The 19,125-nt window shown below is 69.4% G+C and carries 17 protein-coding genes; 16 read left to right on the top strand and 1 reads right to left on the bottom strand.

Going from position 1 to position 19,125, the window contains the following annotated elements; translation table 11 throughout:
* Positions 1 to 5: 5 nt before the first annotated feature.
* The 10 genes from BIU90_RS15285 (at position 6) to BIU90_RS15240 (ending at position 10,804) form a co-directional block, all read left to right on the top strand.
* Positions 6 to 575 (top strand): cell division protein SepF, encoded by a 570-nt coding sequence (locus tag BIU90_RS15285; protein WP_071301095.1) that lies wholly within the window; start codon positions 6 to 8, stop codon positions 573 to 575.
* A 108-nt stretch (positions 576 to 683) separates the two neighbouring features.
* Entirely contained in the window at positions 684 to 980 is a 297-nt protein-coding gene (locus tag BIU90_RS15280; RefSeq protein WP_071301094.1) for a YggT family protein, read from the top strand.
* A 199-nt stretch (positions 981 to 1,179) separates the two neighbouring features.
* The gene (locus BIU90_RS15275; protein ID WP_071301093.1) at positions 1,180 to 1,866 is read left to right on the top strand and encodes a DivIVA domain-containing protein; all 687 of its coding nucleotides are present in this window, start codon (positions 1,180 to 1,182) and stop codon (positions 1,864 to 1,866) included.
* Positions 1,867 to 1,868: 2 nt separating this feature from the next.
* Positions 1,869 to 2,528, top strand: coding sequence for a signal peptidase II (gene lspA / locus BIU90_RS15270; RefSeq protein ID WP_254787082.1), 660 nt, complete (start codon positions 1,869 to 1,871; stop codon positions 2,526 to 2,528).
* A complete protein-coding gene (locus tag BIU90_RS15265; RefSeq protein ID WP_071301092.1) occupies positions 2,525 to 3,454 on the top strand; it encodes an RluA family pseudouridine synthase in 930 nt (309 codons plus the stop codon). The genes lspA and BIU90_RS15265 overlap by 4 nt, the downstream gene beginning before the upstream one ends.
* A gap of 84 nt (positions 3,455 to 3,538) precedes the next feature.
* Positions 3,539 to 7,072: a DNA polymerase III subunit alpha gene (gene dnaE, locus BIU90_RS15260; protein ID WP_083404006.1), complete on the top strand. Its 3,534-nt coding sequence runs from the start codon at positions 3,539 to 3,541 to the stop codon at positions 7,070 to 7,072.
* Positions 7,073 to 7,080: 8 nt separating this feature from the next.
* The gene (locus BIU90_RS15255) at positions 7,081 to 7,917 is read left to right on the top strand and encodes a hypothetical protein (RefSeq protein ID WP_254787081.1); all 837 of its coding nucleotides are present in this window, start codon (positions 7,081 to 7,083) and stop codon (positions 7,915 to 7,917) included.
* Positions 7,914 to 9,236 carry a histidinol dehydrogenase gene (gene hisD, locus BIU90_RS15250; RefSeq protein ID WP_071301091.1) on the top strand — a complete coding sequence of 441 codons (1,323 nt, stop codon included), beginning with the start codon at positions 7,914 to 7,916 and terminating at the stop codon, positions 9,234 to 9,236. Before BIU90_RS15255 ends, hisD begins: the two co-directional genes overlap by 4 nt.
* 12 nt (positions 9,237 to 9,248) lie before the next feature.
* Positions 9,249 to 9,731: a transcriptional regulator NrdR gene (gene nrdR / locus BIU90_RS15245; protein WP_071301090.1), complete on the top strand. Its 483-nt coding sequence runs from the start codon at positions 9,249 to 9,251 to the stop codon at positions 9,729 to 9,731.
* Positions 9,728 to 10,804 (top strand): quinone-dependent dihydroorotate dehydrogenase, encoded by a 1,077-nt coding sequence (locus BIU90_RS15240; RefSeq protein WP_083404005.1) that lies wholly within the window; start codon positions 9,728 to 9,730, stop codon positions 10,802 to 10,804. The genes nrdR and BIU90_RS15240 overlap by 4 nt, the downstream gene beginning before the upstream one ends.
* Before the next feature lie 702 nt (positions 10,805 to 11,506).
* Here the strand turns inward: BIU90_RS15240 and BIU90_RS15235 are convergent.
* Positions 11,507 to 12,082 (bottom strand): DUF3043 domain-containing protein, encoded by a 576-nt coding sequence (locus tag BIU90_RS15235; RefSeq protein WP_071301089.1) that lies wholly within the window; start codon positions 12,080 to 12,082, stop codon positions 11,507 to 11,509.
* An 82-nt stretch (positions 12,083 to 12,164) separates the two neighbouring features.
* On the opposite strand from BIU90_RS15235, the gene BIU90_RS15230 reads away from it, so the two are divergent.
* The 6 genes from BIU90_RS15230 to BIU90_RS15205 all read left to right on the top strand — a co-directional run bounded on the left by BIU90_RS15230 (position 12,165) and on the right by BIU90_RS15205 (position 19,078).
* Positions 12,165 to 13,625 carry a dipeptidase gene (locus tag BIU90_RS15230; protein WP_071301088.1) on the top strand — a complete coding sequence of 487 codons (1,461 nt, stop codon included), beginning with the start codon at positions 12,165 to 12,167 and terminating at the stop codon, positions 13,623 to 13,625.
* Between the two features lie 184 nt (positions 13,626 to 13,809).
* The gene (erpA, locus tag BIU90_RS15225; protein ID WP_071301087.1) at positions 13,810 to 14,169 is read left to right on the top strand and encodes an iron-sulfur cluster insertion protein ErpA; all 360 of its coding nucleotides are present in this window, start codon (positions 13,810 to 13,812) and stop codon (positions 14,167 to 14,169) included.
* Positions 14,170 to 14,471: 302 nt separating this feature from the next.
* A complete protein-coding gene (coxB, locus tag BIU90_RS15220; protein ID WP_071301086.1) occupies positions 14,472 to 15,371 on the top strand; it encodes a cytochrome c oxidase subunit II in 900 nt (299 codons plus the stop codon).
* A gap of 11 nt (positions 15,372 to 15,382) precedes the next feature.
* Positions 15,383 to 17,119 (top strand): cytochrome c oxidase subunit I, encoded by a 1,737-nt coding sequence (gene ctaD / locus BIU90_RS15215; protein WP_071301085.1) that lies wholly within the window; start codon positions 15,383 to 15,385, stop codon positions 17,117 to 17,119.
* A 4-nt stretch (positions 17,120 to 17,123) separates the two neighbouring features.
* Positions 17,124 to 17,540, top strand: coding sequence for a cytochrome c oxidase subunit 4 (locus BIU90_RS15210; protein ID WP_071301084.1), 417 nt, complete (start codon positions 17,124 to 17,126; stop codon positions 17,538 to 17,540).
* A 164-nt stretch (positions 17,541 to 17,704) separates the two neighbouring features.
* Positions 17,705 to 19,078, top strand: coding sequence for a glucose-6-phosphate dehydrogenase (locus BIU90_RS15205; protein ID WP_254787080.1), 1,374 nt, complete (start codon positions 17,705 to 17,707; stop codon positions 19,076 to 19,078).
* Positions 19,079 to 19,125 lie beyond the last annotated feature (47 nt).

Here is a 19,125-nt window from a genome sequence, read left to right as displayed (position 1 = left end):
GAACCATGGCCGGTCCGTTGAAGAAGACGATGGTCTACCTCGGCCTCGCCGACGAGGAACTCGAGTACGAGGACGAGCAGCCGACGCAGCACCAGCAGCGTGCGCAGCAGCAGCCCTCCGCACCCGCAGCGACGCAGCACGAGGCTCCGGCGGCTGCGGCCCCGGCAGCAGCACCCGCCGCGGCGCCCGTCGAGACGAAGGCCCCGCACACCCAGCACCAGCGCGGCGCGCAGGTCACCCCGCTCCGCCGCTCGCACACGACCGCACAGAAGGCGACTCCGGTCCAGGAAATGAACGAGATCCTCACCGTCCACCCGCGCGAGTACAAGGACGCCCAGTCCATCGCCGAGAGCTTCCGCGACGGCATCCCCGTCATCATCAACCTCTCGCAGATGACCGAGTCCGACGCGCGTCGCATGATCGACTTCGCCAGTGGCCTGTCGCTCGGCCTCTACGGCAAGATCGAGCGGGTCACGAACAAGGTCTTCCTGCTCTCCCCGGCCCACGTCGCAGTGAGCGGTGAGGCGCCCGAGGTAGAGTCCGACATCGAGGCGTCCTTCTTCGCCCAGTCCTGAGTCGTCACGCCCTGCAGGTCACCGGACCCGTGGGGCGCCGCCCAGGCCCACCCGCCCCGTGCTTGAGCCCCTGCGGGGGTCCGTGCACCCGAGTCGAGCGAGCCGACCGTGTCCGTGATCTTCACGCTGCTGTACTTCCTCCTGCTGCTGTACTTCTTCGTGCTGTGGGGGCGGTTCGCGTTGGACATGGTGCAGGCGTTCAACCGCTCGTGGCGTCCCCGCGGCGGCATGCTCGTCGTCGCCGAGGTCGTCTACACGACCACCGACCCGCCCATCCGGACGGTGCGCAAGGTGTTGCCGCCGCTGCGCATGGGGGCGGTCGCCCTCGACTTCGGATGGTCGATCGTGATGCTCGTCACGATCATCCTGATGAGCATCGTCCGGGTCGCATCGGTCTCGGTCTGACCCACCCGCCACGACCCGGCCTGGCCGCGACACGCGCCACGCCCGGTCTGTGCGCGCGGTTCCTGCCCGTCGTCGGTGTACGGTGGTCGGGATCGATGCCCTCCCTCGGTGGGCATCCGCACCGAAGGTCCTGCCTGGTACATTTCCAGGCGAGACATCTCGGTTCCACACGTTCAGCAGTTCTATTGAGGTGACGGCAATGGCTTTGACGCCGGAAGACGTAGTCAACAAGCGGTTCCAGCCGACCAAGTTCCGCGAGGGCTACGACCAGGACGAAGTCGACGACTTCCTGGACGAGGTCGTCGTCGAGCTGCGCCGTCTGACCCAGGAGAACGACGAGCTCCGTCAGCGGCTGCAGTCGGCCGAGTCGGCGCCGAAGCCGGTCGAGATCGAGAAGGCCGCTCCGACCCCCGAGCCCGAGCCCGAGCCGGCCCCCGTCGCCGCCGCTCCGGAGCCGGCTCCCGTCGCCGCCGCGGCACCGGCCACCACGGTCAACCCGGACGACGACACCGAGGGCACCACGAACCTCCTGACGCTCGCACGTCGTCTCCACGAGGAGCACGTCCGCGAGGGCGTCGAGAAGCGCGACGCGCTCATCGCCGAGGGCCAGGCCCAGGCCGCCCGTCTGGTCTCCGAGGCCGAGGCCAAGCAGCGCCAGATCATCGCCGACACCGAGAACACCAACCGCCAGCGCGTGCAGGTGCTCGAGGGCGAGCAGCGTCAGCTCGAGGGCAAGATCGACGAGCTCCGCACGTTCGAGCGTGACTACCGCGCACAGCTCAAGAGCTACATCCAGGGCCAGCTGAGCGAGCTCGACGCGTCGTCGGGCACCGAGCAGTCGGGTCTCACCCCCGCGCCGGCATCGGCGCAGGGCTTCGGCAACTGACGTTGTCCCAGCAGCAAGACCAACGAGCGAAGGTCAGTGTCCGCGCGATCGCGGCACTGGCCTTCGCCGCTGTCGTGGTGGTGGCGTTCGACCAGGTCGTCAAGGCGCTCGTCGTCACGAACCTGCCGTACGGGCAGGTCGTCCCCGTCCTCGGGGGCGCGCTGCAGTTCCTGTACGTGCGGAACCCCGGTGCGGCGTTCTCGTTCGCGGTGAACATGACCTGGGTGTTCTCGATCGTGTCGGCCGCCGTCGTGGTGGCGATCATCGTGTTCGCCCGGCGCATCCGCTCGATGTGGTGGGCCATCGTGCTCGGCATGTTGCTCGGCGGGGCGCTCGGCAACCTGCTCGACCGGCTCTTCCGTGAGCCCGGCTTCGGGCGCGGTCACGTGGTGGACTTCATCTCCACGCCGTGGATGATGCCCGCGATCTACAACATCGCCGACTCGTTCATCTGCATCAGCATGGTGGTCTTCGTCCTGCTGGTGGTGTTCGGGGTGAACCTCGACGGCACCCGCTCGGTCAGCGACCGCAAGCGCCGGGGCGAGCAGTCCGCGGTGGCGACGGACCAGGCGGACGCGACCGCGGCCTCCCGTCCGGCCCCGACCGCCGACCAGCGTGACGGACGCGACCAGCGCGACCAGCTCGGCCACGACGCCACGTGAGCGAGCAGCGGTCCCTTCCCGTCCCGGACGGGCTCGCCGGTGAGCGTGTCGACGCGGCCATCGGGAAGCTCCTCGGGTTCAGTCGGTCCTTCGCGGCCGACGTCGTCGCGGCCGGCGGCGTGCGCGTCGACGGCGTCGTCGTCGACAAGTCCGACCGCCTGCACGCGGACTCCTGGCTCGAGGTCGAGTGGACCCCGAAGGAAGCCCCGCGGATCGTCCCGGCCCTCGTGCCCGGGATGACGATCGTGCACGACGACGAGGACATCGTCGTCGTCGACAAGCCCATCGGCGTCGCCGCACACCCGTCGCCCGGGTGGGACGGGCCCACCGTCCCGGGAGGCCTCGCTGCCGCCGGGTTCACGATCGCGACGTCCGGGGCCGCCGAGCGCGCGGGGATCGTGCACCGGCTCGACGTCGGCACCTCGGGTCTCATGGTCGTCGCGAAGACCGAGCTCGCGTACACCCACCTCAAGCGCGCCTTCAAGGAGCGCACGGTCGAGAAGGTCTACCACGCCCTCGCGCAGGGCCACCCGGACCCGACCTCGGGCACGATCGACGCCCCGATCGGTCGGCACCCGGCGAGCGACTGGAAGTTCGCTGTCACCTCGGACGGCAAGCCGAGCGTCACGCACTACGAGACGCTCGAGGCGTTCCGGGCGGCGACGCTGGTCGAGGTGCACCTGGAGACGGGGCGCACGCACCAGATCCGCGTGCACATGGCGGCGACGCGGCACCCGCTCGTCGGGGACACGATGTACGGCGCCGACCCGGGCCTGGCCGAGTCGCTCGGGCTCACGCGGCAGTGGCTGGACGCGGTGCGCCTGGGGTTCGCGCACCCGCGCACGGGGGAGTGGGTGGCGTTCCAGGCGTCCTACCCGGATGACCTGCAGGTCGCGCTCGACCGGATCCGCACCGCGTCCGCCTGACGCGTGCTCGACACGCCCGTGGGTGTCGCCTGCCCCGGTTAGGCTGTCCGAGTCCCACACGCAGTTCGTTCGACCGGAGGCCCCGTGGCGAGTTCCGACTCCTTCGTCCACCTGCACGTGCACAGCGAGTACTCGATGCTCGACGGTGCGGCACGACTCAACGACCTGGTCGCCGAGACCGCCGCACAGGGGATGCCCGCGGTGGCCGTCACCGACCACGGCAACATGTTCGGCGCGTTCGAGTTCTGGAAGGCCGCCAAGGCCGGCGGCGTGAAGCCGATCATCGGAACCGAGGCCTACATCACGCCGCGCACCCACCGCACGGACAAGACCCGCGTGCGCTGGGGCGACGGCGGCGGTGACGACGTCTCGGGTGCCGGCTCGTACACGCACATGACGATGTTCGCCGAGAACACGACGGGCATGCACAACCTGTTCCGGCTGTCGTCGAAGGCGTCGATCGAGGGCTACTACTTCAAGCCCCGCATGGACATCGAGCTGCTGCAGGAGCACCACGAGGGCATCATCGCCACGACCGGGTGTCCCTCGGGGGAGATCCAGACGCGCCTGCGCCTGGGCCAGTACGACGAGGCGATCAAGGCCGCGGCGGACTACCGCGACATCTTCGGCAAGGAGAACTACTTCGCCGAGATCATGGACCACGGGCTCGAGATCGAACGCCGGGTCATGAGCGACGTCATCAAGATCGCGAAGGACCTCGGCATCCCGCTGGTCGGCACGAACGACCTGCACTACACGCACGCCCACGACGCCAAGTCGCACGCCGCGCTGCTCTGTGTGCAGTCCGGTTCGACGCTCAACGACCCGAACCGCTTCAAGTTCGACGCCGACGAGTTCTACCTGAAGACCCCGCAGCAGATGCGGCACGTCTTCCGCGACAACCTCGACGCCTGCGACAACACGCTGCTCATCGCCGAGCGGTGCGAGGTCGAGTTCGACACGTCGGCGAACTACATGCCGAAGTTCCCGGTGCCCGAGGGCGAGACCGAGCACAGCTGGTTCGAGAAGGAAGTGGCGAAGGGGCTCGAGTACCGCTACCCCGGCGGCATCTCGAAAGAGGTCCAGGACCGCGCCGACTACGAGGTCGGCATCATCAACCAGATGAACTTCCCCGGCTACTTCCTGGTGGTCGCGGACTTCATCAACTGGTCGAAGGACCACGGCATCCGGGTGGGCCCGGGCCGTGGTTCCGGCGCCGGCTCGATGGTGGCGTACGCGATGCGCATCACCGACCTCGACCCGATCCGGCACGGCCTGATCTTCGAGCGCTTCCTCAACCCGGACCGCGTCTCGATGCCCGACTTCGACGTCGACTTCGACGACCGGCGCCGCGGTGAGGCGATCAAGTACGTCACCGAGAAGTACGGGTCCGAGCGCGTCGCGCAGATCGTCACGTACGGCACCATCAAGGCCAAGCAGGCGCTCAAGGACTCCTCACGCGTCCTCGGGTTCCCTTTCGGCATGGGCGAGAAGCTCACGAAGGCGATGCCGCCGCCCGTGATGGGCAAGGACATCCCGCTGACCGGGATCTTCGACAAGAACCACCCGCGGTACAAGGAAGCCGTCGACGTCCGCACCGTGGTCGAGACCGACCCCGAGGCGAAGACCGTCTTCGACACCGCGCTCGGGCTCGAGGGGCTGAAGCGCCAGTGGGGCGTGCACGCAGCTGGCGTCATCATGTCGAGCGACCCACTGATCGACATCATCCCGATCATGAAGCGGGAGCAGGACGGCCAGATCGTCACGCAGTTCGACTACCCCGCGTCGGAGTCGCTCGGCCTGATCAAGATGGACTTCCTGGGGCTGCGGAACCTCACGATCATCAGTGACGCCCTCGACAACATCAAGACCAACCGCGGGACCGACCTCGACCTCGAGACCATGGGGCTCGAGGACCCCGAGGCCTACGCCCTGCTGCAGCGCGGCGACACCCTCGGCGTGTTCCAGCTCGACGGCGGCCCGATGCGCGGGCTGCTGCGCCTGATGAAGCCCGACAACTTCGAGGACATCTCCGCGCTCATCGCCCTGTACCGCCCGGGCCCCATGGGCGCGAACTCGCACACGAACTACGCGCTCCGCAAGAACGGCGAGCAGGCGATCACGCCGATCCACCCCGAGCTCGCCGAGCCGCTGAAGGACATCATCGGCACGACCTACGGCCTGATCATCTACCAGGAGCAGGTCATGGCCATCGCGCAGAAGGTCGCCGGGTTCTCCCTCGGCCAGGCGGACATCCTCCGCCGCGCGATGGGGAAGAAGAAGAAGTCCGAGCTGGACAAGCAGTACGCCGGCTTCGAGAAGGGCATGCAGGACAACGGCTACTCGGCCGCTGCGATCAAGACCCTGTGGGACATCCTGCTGCCGTTCTCCGACTACGCCTTCAACAAGGCGCACTCGGCGGCCTACGGCGTGGTGTCGTTCTGGACGGCGTACCTCAAGGCGCACTACCCGGCCGAGTACATGGCGGCGCTGCTGACCAGCGTCGGTGACGCCCGCGACAAGCTGGCGCTGTACCTCAACGAGTGCCGCCGGATGGGCATCCGCGTGATGCCGCCGGACGTCAACGAGTCGATCGGGTTCTTCGCCGCCGTCGGTGACGACATCCGCTTCGGCATGGGCGCGATCCGCAACGTCGGGTTCAACGTCGTCGACGACATCGTCAAGGCCCGCACCGAGAAGGGCGCGTTCGACTCGTTCCACGACTTCCTCCGCAAGATCCCGATCTCCTCCGCCAACAAGCGGACCGTGGAGTCGCTCATCAAGGCCGGCGCGTTCGACGAGTTCGGTGACAGTCGCCGCGCGCTGGTGGAGATCCACGAGGGTGCCGTCGAAGCAGCGGTCAAGGTCAAGCGCGACGAGGTCCACGGCAACGTCGGGTTCGACTTCGACTCGCTGTTCGCCGAGGTCGCCGAAGAGCAGCCCACGATGGCCGCGGTCTCGCAGGTGCCCGAGCGTCCGGAGTGGTCCAAGCGCGACAAGCTGGCGTTCGAGCGCGACATGCTCGGGCTCTACGTCTCCGACCACCCGCTCGCCGGGCTCGAGATCGAGCTCGCCAAGCACCAGTCGATCACCATCGCCGACCTGATCGGCGCGGACGACTCGGTCGAGGGCGAGACCGTCACCGTGGCGGGCCTGCTGACGAGCGTGCAGCACCGTGTCGCGAAGACGAGCGGCAACCCGTACGGCATCGTCCAGATCGAGGACTTCGGCGGCGAGATCGGCGTCATGTTCCTCGGCAAGACCTACCAGGAGTTCGGCCCGTCGCTGGTCGCGGACTCGATCGTGGTCCTGCGCGGTCGGGTCAACGTGCGCGACGACGGCAAGGCGCTGCACGCGGTGAGCATGTTCCAGCCGAACCTCGGCGACGTGATGGGCTCCGGTCCGCTCACGCTGACCCTGCCGGAGCGGCAGGCGACCACGTCGACCGTGACCGAGCTCGCCGCCGTCCTCGGTCGGCACACCGGCGAGACCGAGGTCCGCCTCCGCCTGCTCAAGGACGACGTTGCCCGCACGTTCGAGCTCCCCTTCCCGGTCAACCTGACACCCGACCTGTTCGGCGAGCTGAAGAGCCTGCTCGGCCCGCGCTGCCTGGTCTAGGGCTGCTCGTGGACGACACCGCAGCACCCCGGCCCTCGGCCGAGGTGCTGCGGGCGTTCGGGGTTGCGCATGCGCCCCTGGAACACCTGGACGGTGGGCAGGGCCAGACGTGGCGCGCGGGTCCGGTCGTCCTGCGACCGCACGGCGCCGTCCAGGAGGCCCGGTGGCGGTCCGACACGCTGGCGCACCTCCGGCACACGGACGCGTTCCGGACGCCCCGCCCGGTCCCGACGGTGGCCGGGGGCGGGCAGGCCGGCGGCTGGCTCACCGGTGGGTGGGAGGCCTGGGAATGGCTCGACGGCGCCACCGACCCTACCCGGGTTGAGGACGTCATCGTCGCGGGCGCGGCCTTCCACCATGCGCTCGCCGACCTGCCCCGCCCGGGCTTCCTCGACGCGCTGGACGGACCGTGGGCCACGGCCGACCGGATGGTCTGGGGCGCGGTCGCACTGCCGGCCGACCCGACGCTCGAGCAGCTGGCGTCGGTCTTCCGCCCGGTGTCGTCGCCGTCGCAACTGATCCACGGCGACCTGCTCGGCAACGTGCTCTTCGCACACGGGCAGCCGCCGGCGGTCTTCGACTGGGCGCCGTACTGGCGCCCGGCAGGGCTCGGTGCGGCGATCGCGGCCGTCGACGCGGTGTGCTGGCACGACGTGCCCCTGACGCGGCTCGGGGCACTCGGCGCGGGCGTCCCGGAGTGGTCGCAGCTGCTGGTCCGTGCCCTGGCGTTCCGGATCGCCACGCTCGTGCTGCTCGGGGCATGGGACCGCGCGCAGACCGACCACCACCGGCCGGTGGTGGCGGCGCTCGTGCAGGGCGCCGCCGGTACGCTGGTCGTCTCATGATGCAGCGAATCGACCTCCGTGGTGGTCTCCCCGCCCGTGCCGAACTCCTCCGGCTCATGCCCCGCGCCGCCGGCGACATCGGCGCCGCCGTGGACGCCGCCCGCGTGCTGGTCGACGCCGTGCGCGACCGTGGCGCCGAGGCCCTGCACGAGCAGGCCGAGCGCTTCGACGGGGGAGCGCCCGCGCACGTCCGTGTCCCCGCTGCCGAGATCGCAGCCGCCGTTGCCGGCCTCGACCCCGAACTCCGCACCGCGCTCGACGAGGCCATCCGCCGCGTCCGGGCAGCGAGTGCCGCGCAGGTGCCCGCCGCGTCCGTCACGACCCTGGCCGACGGCGCCGAGGTGCACCAGCGCTGGCAGCCGATGCGCCGTGTCGGGCTGTACGTCCCGGGCGGCAAGGCCGTCTACCCGTCGAGTGTCGTGATGAACGTCGTCGCGGCGCAGGTCGCCGGTGTCCCGTCGATCGCCCTCGTGTCCCCGCCCCAGCGGGCCCACGGCGGAGCGGTGCACCCGACGATCCTGGCCGCTGCCGGACTGCTCGGCGTCGACGAGGTCTACGCGATGGGCGGTGCCGGCGCGATCGGTGCGCTGGCGTACGGGGTGTCGTCGATCGGCCTCGAACCCGTCGACCTGGTCACCGGCCCGGGCAACAACTACGTCGCCGCGGCCAAGCGCCTGGTGCGCGGCGTCGTCGGCATCGACTCCGAGGCCGGCGCGACCGAGATCCTCGTGATCGCCGACGACACCGCCGACCCCGCGTTCGTGGCGGCCGACCTCGTCAGCCAGGCCGAGCACGACGAGCAGGCCGGCAGCGTCCTGGTGACGACGTCAGCGGCGTTCGCCGACGCGGTCGAAGCCGCCATCCCGGGGCAGACGGCCGTACTCGGGACGGCAGCGCGCCTCCAGGCCGCACTCGACGGACCGCAGTCCGCCGTCGTGCTGGTGGACTCGCTCGCCGAGGCGGCGACCGTGAGCAACGCCTACGGGCCGGAGCACCTCGAGATCCAGACCGCGGACGACGACGCCGTGCTGGCAGACATCGACGCGGCCGGCGCGGTCTTCGTCGGGCCGAACACGCCGGTCAGCCTCGGTGACTACCTGGCCGGGTCGAACCACGTCCTGCCCACCGGCGGACAGGCCCGCTTCGGGTCCGGGCTGTCGGCGTCGACGTTCCTGCGCCCGCAGCAGGTCGTCCGGTACACCGCACGCGCCCTGGCCGAGGTCGCGCCGCACATCGTGGCGCTCGCGACCGAGGAGCAGCTCCCCGCACACGCCGCCGCGGTCACCGAACGGACGGGTCGGGCGGGCACCGTCCGATAGCCTGGGGCTGCCATGTTCTGCCCCTTCTGCCGCCACCCGGACTCCCGCGTCGTCGACTCCCGCACCAGCGACGACGGCACCTCGATCCGTCGGCGCCGTCAGTGCCCGAACTGCGGGCGACGGTTCTCGACCACCGAGACCGCCTCGCTCAACGTCGTCAAGCGCAACGGGGTGCTCGAACCGTTCTCGCGCGAGAAGATCATCTCGGGCGTGCGCAAGGCATGCCAGGGCCGACCGGTCACCGACTCCGACCTCGCCGTCCTGGCACAGCGGGTCGAGGAGATCGTCCGGTCCTCCGGAGCCAGCCAGATCGAGGCGAACGACATCGGCCTGGCGATCCTCGAGCCCCTCCGTGAGCTCGACGAGGTCGCCTACCTGCGCTACGCCAGCGTCTACCAGGCCTTCGACTCGCTCGAGGACTTCGAGTCCGCGATCGGCCAGCTCCGCGTCGACCACGGCGGCCGTCAGGGCGAGCAGTCCGGGGCGAGCGCGTGAGCGGCATCGGGGAACGACTCGTCCGGAACGGCTACGGCGTCGTGTTCCGGTCCGTGTTCGCGAACATGGACCCCGAGCGTGCGCACCACATCGCGTTCGCCGTGATCCGCTGGCTGCCGCACGTGCCGTTCCTCGCCGGCACGGTCGAGCGGTACTCCCGGCCCGCAGCTGCCGACGGCGTCACCACGATGGGGATCCACTTCCCGTCGCGCTTCGGTCTGGCGGCCGGGTTCGACAAGGACGCCCGCGGGATCGCCGGTCTCGGGTTGCTCGGCTTCGGGCACGTCGAGGTCGGCACGATCACCGCGAAGCCGCAGCCCGGCAACGAGAAGCCACGGCTGTTCCGGCTCATCGCGGACCGGGCGCTCATCAACCGCATGGGCTTCAACAACCGCGGGGCCGCCGCTGCCGCCCGCCGGCTCGAGCGTGCCCGCCGGAACCCCGGTCGTCCGGTGATCGGCGTGAACATCGGCAAGAGCCGTGTGGTGGACGTCTCCGACGCCGTGGACGACTACCTCGAGTCGACCCGCCTGCTCACGCCCTTCGCGGACTACCTCGCGGTGAACGTCAGCTCCCCGAACACGCCCGGACTGCGCGGTCTGCAGGAGCTCGACCAGCTCCGCCCGTTGCTGACCGCCGTCCGCGACGCCGCGGGCAAGACGCCGGTGCTCGTCAAGATCGCGCCCGACCTGACCGACGAGCAGATCGACGCCATCGCTGGCCTGGCCGTCGAGCTCGGGTTGTCCGGGGTGATCGCGAACAACACGACGATCGCCCGGACCGGCCTGACGACGCCGTCCACATCGGTCGAGGCCATGGGCGCCGGAGGACTGTCCGGTGCGCCGATCGCGGCCCGATCGCTCGAGGTGCTCCGGCGCGTGCGGGCTGCCGTGCCGTCGGACTTCTGCGTGATCGCGGTCGGGGGAGTGACCTCCGAGGCTGACGTGCAGGCGCGACTCGATGCCGGCGCGACGCTGGTGCAGGGCTACACGGCGTTCCTCTACGAAGGGCCGACCTGGGCCACGCGGATCAACCGGTTGCGTCGTCGGCGGTTGCGGCGCGCCGCGCGCTGACGCGGGCGGGGCGGGCGCCGCGCGCTCGAGGTTCCAGAATTCCGGCATCTCGACCGCTCGCACCGACCAGTTGTCGTACCTCGGCGACCGTCCTGCGGCGAGTCGTGGAACCTCGGCAGCAGCATCAGCAGCAGCAGCGCCACCGCCGTCAGACTCCTTCCGGTGGCTCGGGGAGGGCTGGTGCCGAGGTCGCACGACACGCCGCTCAGTTCCGCCGAGGTCGCGCGTTCCGTCGCTGACGCAGCCGTCCGGCGACACGTCGTGCGACCTCGGCACCGAGGTTGCGGCATGTCGTGCGACCCACGAGCGGACGGGAGGCGCGTGGCGGCCCCGTCCCGTCCCTCCCGACCGCTAGGCCGACGGACGGGAGGCGCCTGGCGGCCCCGCCCCGTCCCTCCCGACCACCGGGCCGCCGGAGGGGAGGCGCGTGGCGGTCCCGTCCCGTCCCTCCCGACCGGCGGGCAGCCGAGGTCGCGCAACACGCCGCTCAGCTCCGCCGAGGGGCACGAACTGTCGGTCGGGAGCGCTGCGGGCGACGGTTCGTGCCCCCTCGGCGCAACGCCTGCGGCGTGTTGTGACACTTCGACCACACCCCACGCCCGCCACCCCAGCCCCCGCGCCGGGCCTCACCAGGCACGCCACCCCCTCCGCACGACGAAGCGCCGCCGCCCCGAGGGACGACGGCGCTGCAGCCAGCTGGACTCAGAGGGCGGGGTGCTGCCCGCGCTTGACCTGCGGCTTCGGCAGACGGAGGAACCGCAGCTGCCACGCCCGCGTCAGGATGTAGAGGAACGTGCCCTTCTGGAACACGCCGAACTTCGCGGTGAGCTTCTTGCGCAGGATGAACCAGAGCACCAGGCAGTCGAGGATGAACAGCGCGACGAACGCCCACACGAGGAGCAGCGCGAACGACGCTGCAGCGGTCTGCGACGCGACGAAGCCGACGATCAGGAACAGCACCAGGACGGGCATCATGACCTCGCCCACGTTCCACCGGGCGTCGATCGTGTCACGCACGAACCGACGCTGCTCGCCCCGGTCCTTGGCGGGCAGGTAGCGCTCTTCGCCGTTCGCCATGCCGATGCGGGCCTTCTCGCGCTCCGAGTTCAGGCGAGCCCGGGCGGCCTTCTTGTCGACGGGGGTGTTGCCGACGAGCGGGCGACGGTTGGCGGCTTCACGGTCACGACGCGACGGCGTGGGGCGGCCCTTGCCGTGCTCGAGCAGTTCCTCTTCCGAGGGGTTGACTGTCGTGTTGGTCTTGGGTGCTGCCTTGGCCACGGTGATTCCTGCTGTCGGTGAGCGGTGCACCCCGGAACGTGCGGGACGTGCGCGGTGCTGGTCGTCCTCTAGATTACCGGGCATGACCGACACCCAACAGTCCGCGCCCGCGACCGACCCCGAGCTCCTCGACGCCCTCCGCGAACACGTGCAGGGCGACCTGCCCACCACGATCGCCGACCTGTCGGCCCTGGTGCGGATCCCGTCGGTGTCGTGGTCCGCGTTCGACCCCGCGCACGTGCGCCGCAACGCCGAGGCCGTCGCCGACCTCGCGCGGAGCACCGGCGTGTTCGACGCGGTGCGCATCGTCCGGAGCGCGGTGGAGGGTGACACGCCCGCGGGGGCGAGCGACGCCGCCGGCACCGAGCACGACGGCGTTGAGCTCGGGCAGCCCGCCGTGCTGGCCGTCCGACCCGCTCGGAACGGCAAGCCGACCGTGATGCTGTACGCCCACCACGACGTCCAGCCCCAGGGCGACGACGCGCTGTGGGAGACGCCGCCGTTCGAGCCGACCCTGCGCGGCGATCGGCTGTACGGGCGCGGTGCCTCGGACGACAAGGCCGGGGTGATGACGCACATCGCCTCGCTCCGCGCACTGCACGCCCGGTTCGGCGACGACCTCGACCTGGGCATCGTGCTCTTCGTCGAGGGCGAGGAGGAGTTCGGCTCCCGCTCGTTCCGCACGTTCCTCCGCGAGCAGAAGGAGCACCTGGCCGCCGACGTCATCGTCGTGGCGGACAGCGACAACTGGTCGACCGAGGTCCCGGCGATCACGGTCTCGCTCCGCGGCAACGTCACCTTCAAGCTGACCCTGAGGACGCTGGAGCACGCGAGCCACAGCGGCATGTTCGGCGGTGCTGCCCCGGACGCCATGCTGCCGATGGTCCGCCTGCTGGCCTCGCTGCACGACGACGCGGGGTCGGTCGCGGTCGAGGGTCTGACGGCGTACGACGCACCGGTCCCGTCCCGCTCCGAGGACGAACTCGCCGCGGATGCCGCCCTCGTGCAGGGCGTGCGACCGGTCGGCACCGGGGACGTGCTGTCCCGGATGTGGTTCCAGCCGTCGATCACCGTCACGGGCATGGACGTGCCGAGCGTCGCGAACGCCTCGAACACGCTGCTGCCGACCGTGTCCGCGCGGGTCTCGGTGCGGGTCGCCCCCGGCCAGTCCGCTCGGGAGGCCGCTGCGGCCGTCGAACGCCACATCCACGCGCACACGCCGTTCGGCGCCCGGGTGGAGATCACCGAGCCGGACGCCGGCGACGGATTCCTGGTCGACACGAGCGGGTGGGCCGTGCGGGAAGCCCGGACCGCGATGGCCGAGGGGTGGGGAGCGGCACCGGTCGAACAGGGCATCGGCGGGTCCATCCCGTTCGTGTCCGACCTGGCCGCCGAGTTCCCGGACGCCCAGATCCTGGTCACCGGTGTCGAGGACCCGGACACCCGGGCCCACAGCCCGAACGAGTCGCAGCACCTGGGCGTGCTGCACCGCGCGATCGCCAGCGAGACGATCCTGCTGGCCCGGCTCGCGACGCGGTCCTGACCGACTGCCGGACGGGAGGCCCGTGGCGACCCCGCCCCGTGCCTCCCGTCCGGCGCGACCCGCGTCCACCGCCGCGCGCCGCCGGGTTGTCCACAGGCGGTCGGCGGATGGTGCGGACCGTCGGGGGCGGTGCTTACAATCGGGGGAGGCGCGGTGACCTGCACCGCCCGGAGGGAGACGCGCGATGAGCGACACCATCACGAGCGAAGCCACGACGACGCACGGCGTGCAGCTCAGTGACGCCGCCGCGGGCAAGGTCGCCAGCCTCCTCGAGCAGGAAGGCCGCGACGACCTGCGTCTGCGCCTGGCCGTCCAGCCCGGTGGCTGCTCGGGCCTGATCTACCAGCTCTACTTCGACGAGCGCCTGCTCGACGGTGACACCACGGCCGAGTTCGACGGGGTGGAGGTCGTCGTCGACAAGATGAGCGTCCCGTACCTCGACGGCGCGACCATCGACTTCGAGGACACGATCCAGAAGCAGGGCTTCACGATCGACAACCCGAACGCGCAGGGCAGCTGCGCATGCGGTGACAGCTTCCACTGATCCCGCGCCAGCCCGCAGGACACACGCGGACGGGGAGTGACCGACACGGTCGCTCCCCGTCCGCGTTCGTGCGTGCGGTTCGTCCGCCAACCGCACCCGGCCCGTGCTGACCAGGGGAAACCGCTCCCGTCGCAGGGCCGATCCGGGGTGGAGGCGTGTCGCGCGTGCACTCGGTGTCACCAGCTGCGAGTAAGCTAGGAGTGTCCCAACCAAGCTGGGAGCCAGCCATGGGTCACCTCTGTGACCCGACGTCGGTCTCTGACCGGCTGCGCTCGCGGCTTCAGTCTTTCCGAGAGGTAACAGTGCGTTCGAATCGCCGTATACGTTGGGCGGCCGTCCCGGTGGCCGTCGGTCTGGTCATCGCACTGGCTGGTTGCTCGCAGCAGCAGCTGAACGGATGGCTCCCCGGCACGGAGGAGACGAAGGACGTCACCAACCACACCAGCCGCGTCGTCGGCCTGTGGACCACCAGCTGGATCGTCCTGCTCGCCGTCGGCCTCATCGTCTGGGGCCTGATCATCTGGGCAGCGATCGTGTACCGCCGCCGCAAGGGCCAGACCGGCCTGCCCGTGCAGATGCGCTACAACATGCCGCTCGAGATCTTCTACACGATCGTGCCGCTGATCCTGGTGCTCGGCTTCTTCGCCTTCACCGCCAAGGACCAGGCCGCCATCGAGAAGCCGTTCGCGCAGCCCGACACCACGGTGCACGTCTACGGCAAGCGCTGGGCGTGGGACTTCAACTACATCGACCAGAACGACCCGTCGAAGAGCGTCTACTACCAGGGCATCCAGGCTCAGGAAGAAGAGAACGGCAACGGCTCCATCGACGAGTCCCAGCTGCCGACGCTCTACCTGCCCGTCGGCAAGAAGGTCAAGATCGAGCTCGACTCGCGCGACGTGGACCACTCCTTCTGGGTCATCGACTTCCTCTACAAGAAGGACATGCTCCCGGGGAAGACGAACTACGAGTACTTCATCCCGCAGAAGGAAGGCACCTACCAGGGCAAGTGCGCCGAGCTCTGCGGCGAGTACCACTCCCTGATGCTCTTCCAGGTCAAGGTCGTGTCGCCGGAGAAGTACCAGGCGTACCTCGACACCCTCAAGGACCAGGGCAAGGTCGGCCTGCTCGGCAACGAGTACGACACCAACACGAACCAGCCTGACAACAAGGCGCCCGTCACGGCGTCGGACGACAAGTAGGGGCTCGCCAGATGACCACGTCATTCGTCGGCCAACCGACCGCGACCACAACGCCGGACTTCCAGGCGTCCAAGGTCGGTCGGAAGGGCAACATCATCGTCCGGTGGATCACCTCCACCGACCACAAGACGATCGGGTACATGTACCTGATCACGTCGTTCCTGTACTTCCTGCTCGCCGGCGTCATGGCCCTCGTCATCCGCGCCCAGCTCTTCGAGCCCGGCCTGCAGGTCGTGGCGACGAAGGAGCAGTACAACCAGCTCTTCACGATGCACGGCACGATCATGCTGCTGCTGTTCGCGACGCCGCTGTTCTCCGGGTTCGCCAACGCGATCATGCCGCTGCAGATCGGGGCGCCGGACGTCGCCTTCCCGCGACTCAACGGCTTCGCGTTCTGGCTGTACTTCTTCGGTGCGCTGATCGCCGTCGGTGGCTTCCTCACCCCGCAGGGCGCGGCGTCGTTCGGCTGGTTCGCCTACGCCCCACTCAGTGACACGACGTTCACACCAGGGCTCGGCGGCACGTTGTGGGTGTTCGGGCTCGGCCTGACCGGCTTCTCGACGATCCTCGGTGCGGTCAACTTCATCACCACGATCATCACGATGCGTGCCCCCGGCATGACCATGTTCCGCATGTCGATCTTCACGTGGAACACCCTCGTGACCTCGCTGCTGGTCCTCATGGCCTTCCCGGTCCTCGCCGCGGCGCTGTTCGGCCTCGGCCTCGACCGCGTGTTCGAAGCACAGATCTTCAACCCGGCCAACGGCGGAGCGCTGCTCTGGCAGCACCTCTTCTGGTTCTTCGGCCACCCCGAGGTCTACATCATCGCGCTGCCGTTCTTCGGCATCGTCTCCGAGGTCTTCCCGGTGTTCAGCCGCAAGCCGATCTTCGGGTACAAGACCCTTGTCTACGCGACGATCTCCATCGCGGCCCTCTCGGTCACGGTGTGGGCGCACCACATGTACGTGACCGGTTCGGTCCTGCTGCCGTGGTTCTCGCTCATGACGATGCTCATCGCGGTCCCGACCGGCGTGAAGATCTTCAACTGGGTCGGCACGATGTGGCGCGGCTCGGTGACGTTCGAGACCCCGATCCTCTGGGCGATCGGCTTCCTGATCACCTTCACGTTCGGTGGTCTGACGGGTGTCATCCTGGCGTCGCCGCCGCTCGACTTCCACGTGTCCGACTCGTACTTCGTCGTCGCGCACTTCCACTACGTGGTCTTCGGTACCGTCGTCTTCGCCATGTTCTCGGGCTTCTACTTCTGGTGGCCCAAGTGGACCGGCAAGATGCTCAACGAGCGCCTCGGCAAGATCCACTTCTGGCTGCTCTTCATCGGCTTCCACACCACGTTCCTGATCCAGCACTGGCTGGGCGTCATCGGCATGCCGCGTCGGTACGCGACCTACCTGCCGAACGACGGGTTCACGTGGATGAACCAGCTGTCGACCATCGGCGCGATGATCCTCGGCGTCTCGTTCCTGCCGTTCATCTTCAACGTCTACGTCACCGCGCGGAACGCTCCGAAGGTGGCCGTCAACGACCCGTGGGGCTATGGCCGCTCGCTCGAGTGGGCGACCTCCTGCCCGCCGCCGCGGCATAACTTCACATCGATCCCGCGGATCCGTTCCGAGTCCCCGGCGTTCGACCTGAACCACCCCGAAGCGGGTGTGCCGATCGGTGTGGGTCCGGCCAAGGACGCCCCCGATGCCCCGACCTACGACGCCGCGAAGGGCGAGGTGAAGTAAGGCGATGCGCGCCAACGTCAACCTGTTCTGGATCCTCTTCGGGTTCTTCATCCTCGCGGACGCCGCGTACACGATCTGGGCCGTCATCAACTACGGTCGGCCCGAGCCGGTCGGCACGGTCGGTATCGGCCTGGTCGGCATCATGTCGGCGTTCATCGCCTTCTACCTCGGCCGGGTGCTGTCCGCCCAGGGCGGCGACCTGCCGGAGGACCGCCAGGACGCCAACATCGAGGACGGCGACGCCGAGCTCGGGCACTTCAGCCCGTGGTCGTGGTGGCCCATCCTGCTGGCCGGCGCCACGGCGATCACCTTCCTCGGTGTCGCTGCCGGTCTGTGGATCGTCCCCTTCGGCCTCGCCTTCGTGACGATCACGCTGGTGGGCTGGGTCTTCGAGTACTACCGCGGCAACTTCGGACACTGATCCGGGATCCACGCGCTTCGGGCGGCACCACCTCGGTGCCGCCCGAACTGCGTCCGGGGCACGTGACGACGACCAACCCGACCTCCCCTGACGGGGAATCAACCGGTCCGCTCGTGGCTTGAGCCATGCGGACCAAGAACCCCTCGCGAAAGGAGTCACCTCAGGTGACCGACAAGCGCACCCTCATCATCTTCGGCGCGACCGGCGACCTCGCCTCCCGCCTGCTCCTGCCGGGCCTCGGCACGTTCCTGCAGAGCGGCCGTGCCGTCCCCGTGCAGCTGATCGGCACCGGCCGCAGCGAGCGTTCCCCCGAGCAGTGGAAGGACATCGTCACGAAGTCCTTCGCCTCGCAGGACGTCAAGGGCCCCGAGGTCGACGCCACGCTCGCCTCGACGTCGTTCATCCAGGGCGACCCGACCGACCCGAAGCACCTGAAGGCGCTCCTCGACGCGGCCGACAACGAGCCGATCCTGTACTTCGCGCTGCCGCCGCAGATCGCGTCCGACATCTGCGAGGCGCTGCAGGAGGTCGAGCTCCCCGAGGGCACGACCCTGGCGTTCGAGAAGCCGTTCGGCACGGACGTCGCCAGCGCCAAGGCGCTCAACGAGACGGTCCTGAACATCGTCCCCGAAGAGCGCGTGCACCGCACCGACCACTTCCTCGGCCGCACCACGGTGCTCAACATCATCGGTCTGCGCTTCGCCAACCGCCTGTTCGAGCCGATCTGGAATGCGGAGAACATCGAGAAGGTCGACATCTTCTACGACGAGACACTGGGTCTCGAGAACCGCGCGCAGTACTACGACGAGGCCGGCGCGATGGTCGACATGATCCAGTCGCACCTGCTGCAGATCCTCGGCATCGTGACGATGGACGCCCCGTCCGACATCGACGCCGTCGAGTTCCGCTCGTCCCTGGCCCGTGCGCTCCGCTCGACCGAGCTCAAGGGCGGCGACCCGAAGATCGCGTCGCGTCGTGCGGTCTACACGGCCGGCACCATCGACGGCAAGGAGCTGCCGTCGTACCAGGACGAGGACGGCGTGGACAAGTCGCGCGCGACCGAGACCCTCGCGGAGATCTCCGTCGAGGTCGACACCGCGCGCTGGAAGGGCGTCCCCTTCACGCTGCGCTCCGGCAAGGCGCTCGGCGCCAGCCGGAAAGAGGTCCTCATCACCTTCAAGCCGGTCACGCGTCTGCCCTCCGGCCTGAGTGGTCGGCCGAAGGCGGACACCCTCCGCATCGTGCTGAATCCGGACGAGATCGAGCTGAGCGTCTCGGCGAACGGCGGCGGCAACCCGTTCGAGATGGGCCAGGTCACACTGTCGTCGTCCTTCAGCGACGGCGAGCTGACCCCCTACGGCGAGGTCCTCAACGGCATCTTCCACGACGACCCGCTGCTGTCGATCCGCGGCGACGTCGCGGAGCGCTGCTGGGAGATCGTGGAGCCCGTCGTCAACGCCTGGAAGGCCGACGAGGTCCCGCTCGAGGAGTACCGCGCCGGTTCGCGCGGCCCAGCGGACTGGGAGTCCTCATCCTGACGGACGTCACCCCCTGACAGACGGGAGGCCCGGTGCCAGCTGGCACC

The organism is Curtobacterium sp. MCBA15_001 (assembly GCF_001864835.1).
In the GTDB taxonomy this organism is placed as follows: domain Bacteria; phylum Actinomycetota; class Actinomycetes; order Actinomycetales; family Microbacteriaceae; genus Curtobacterium.
This window is presented reverse-complemented; position numbering and strand designations above follow the sequence as displayed.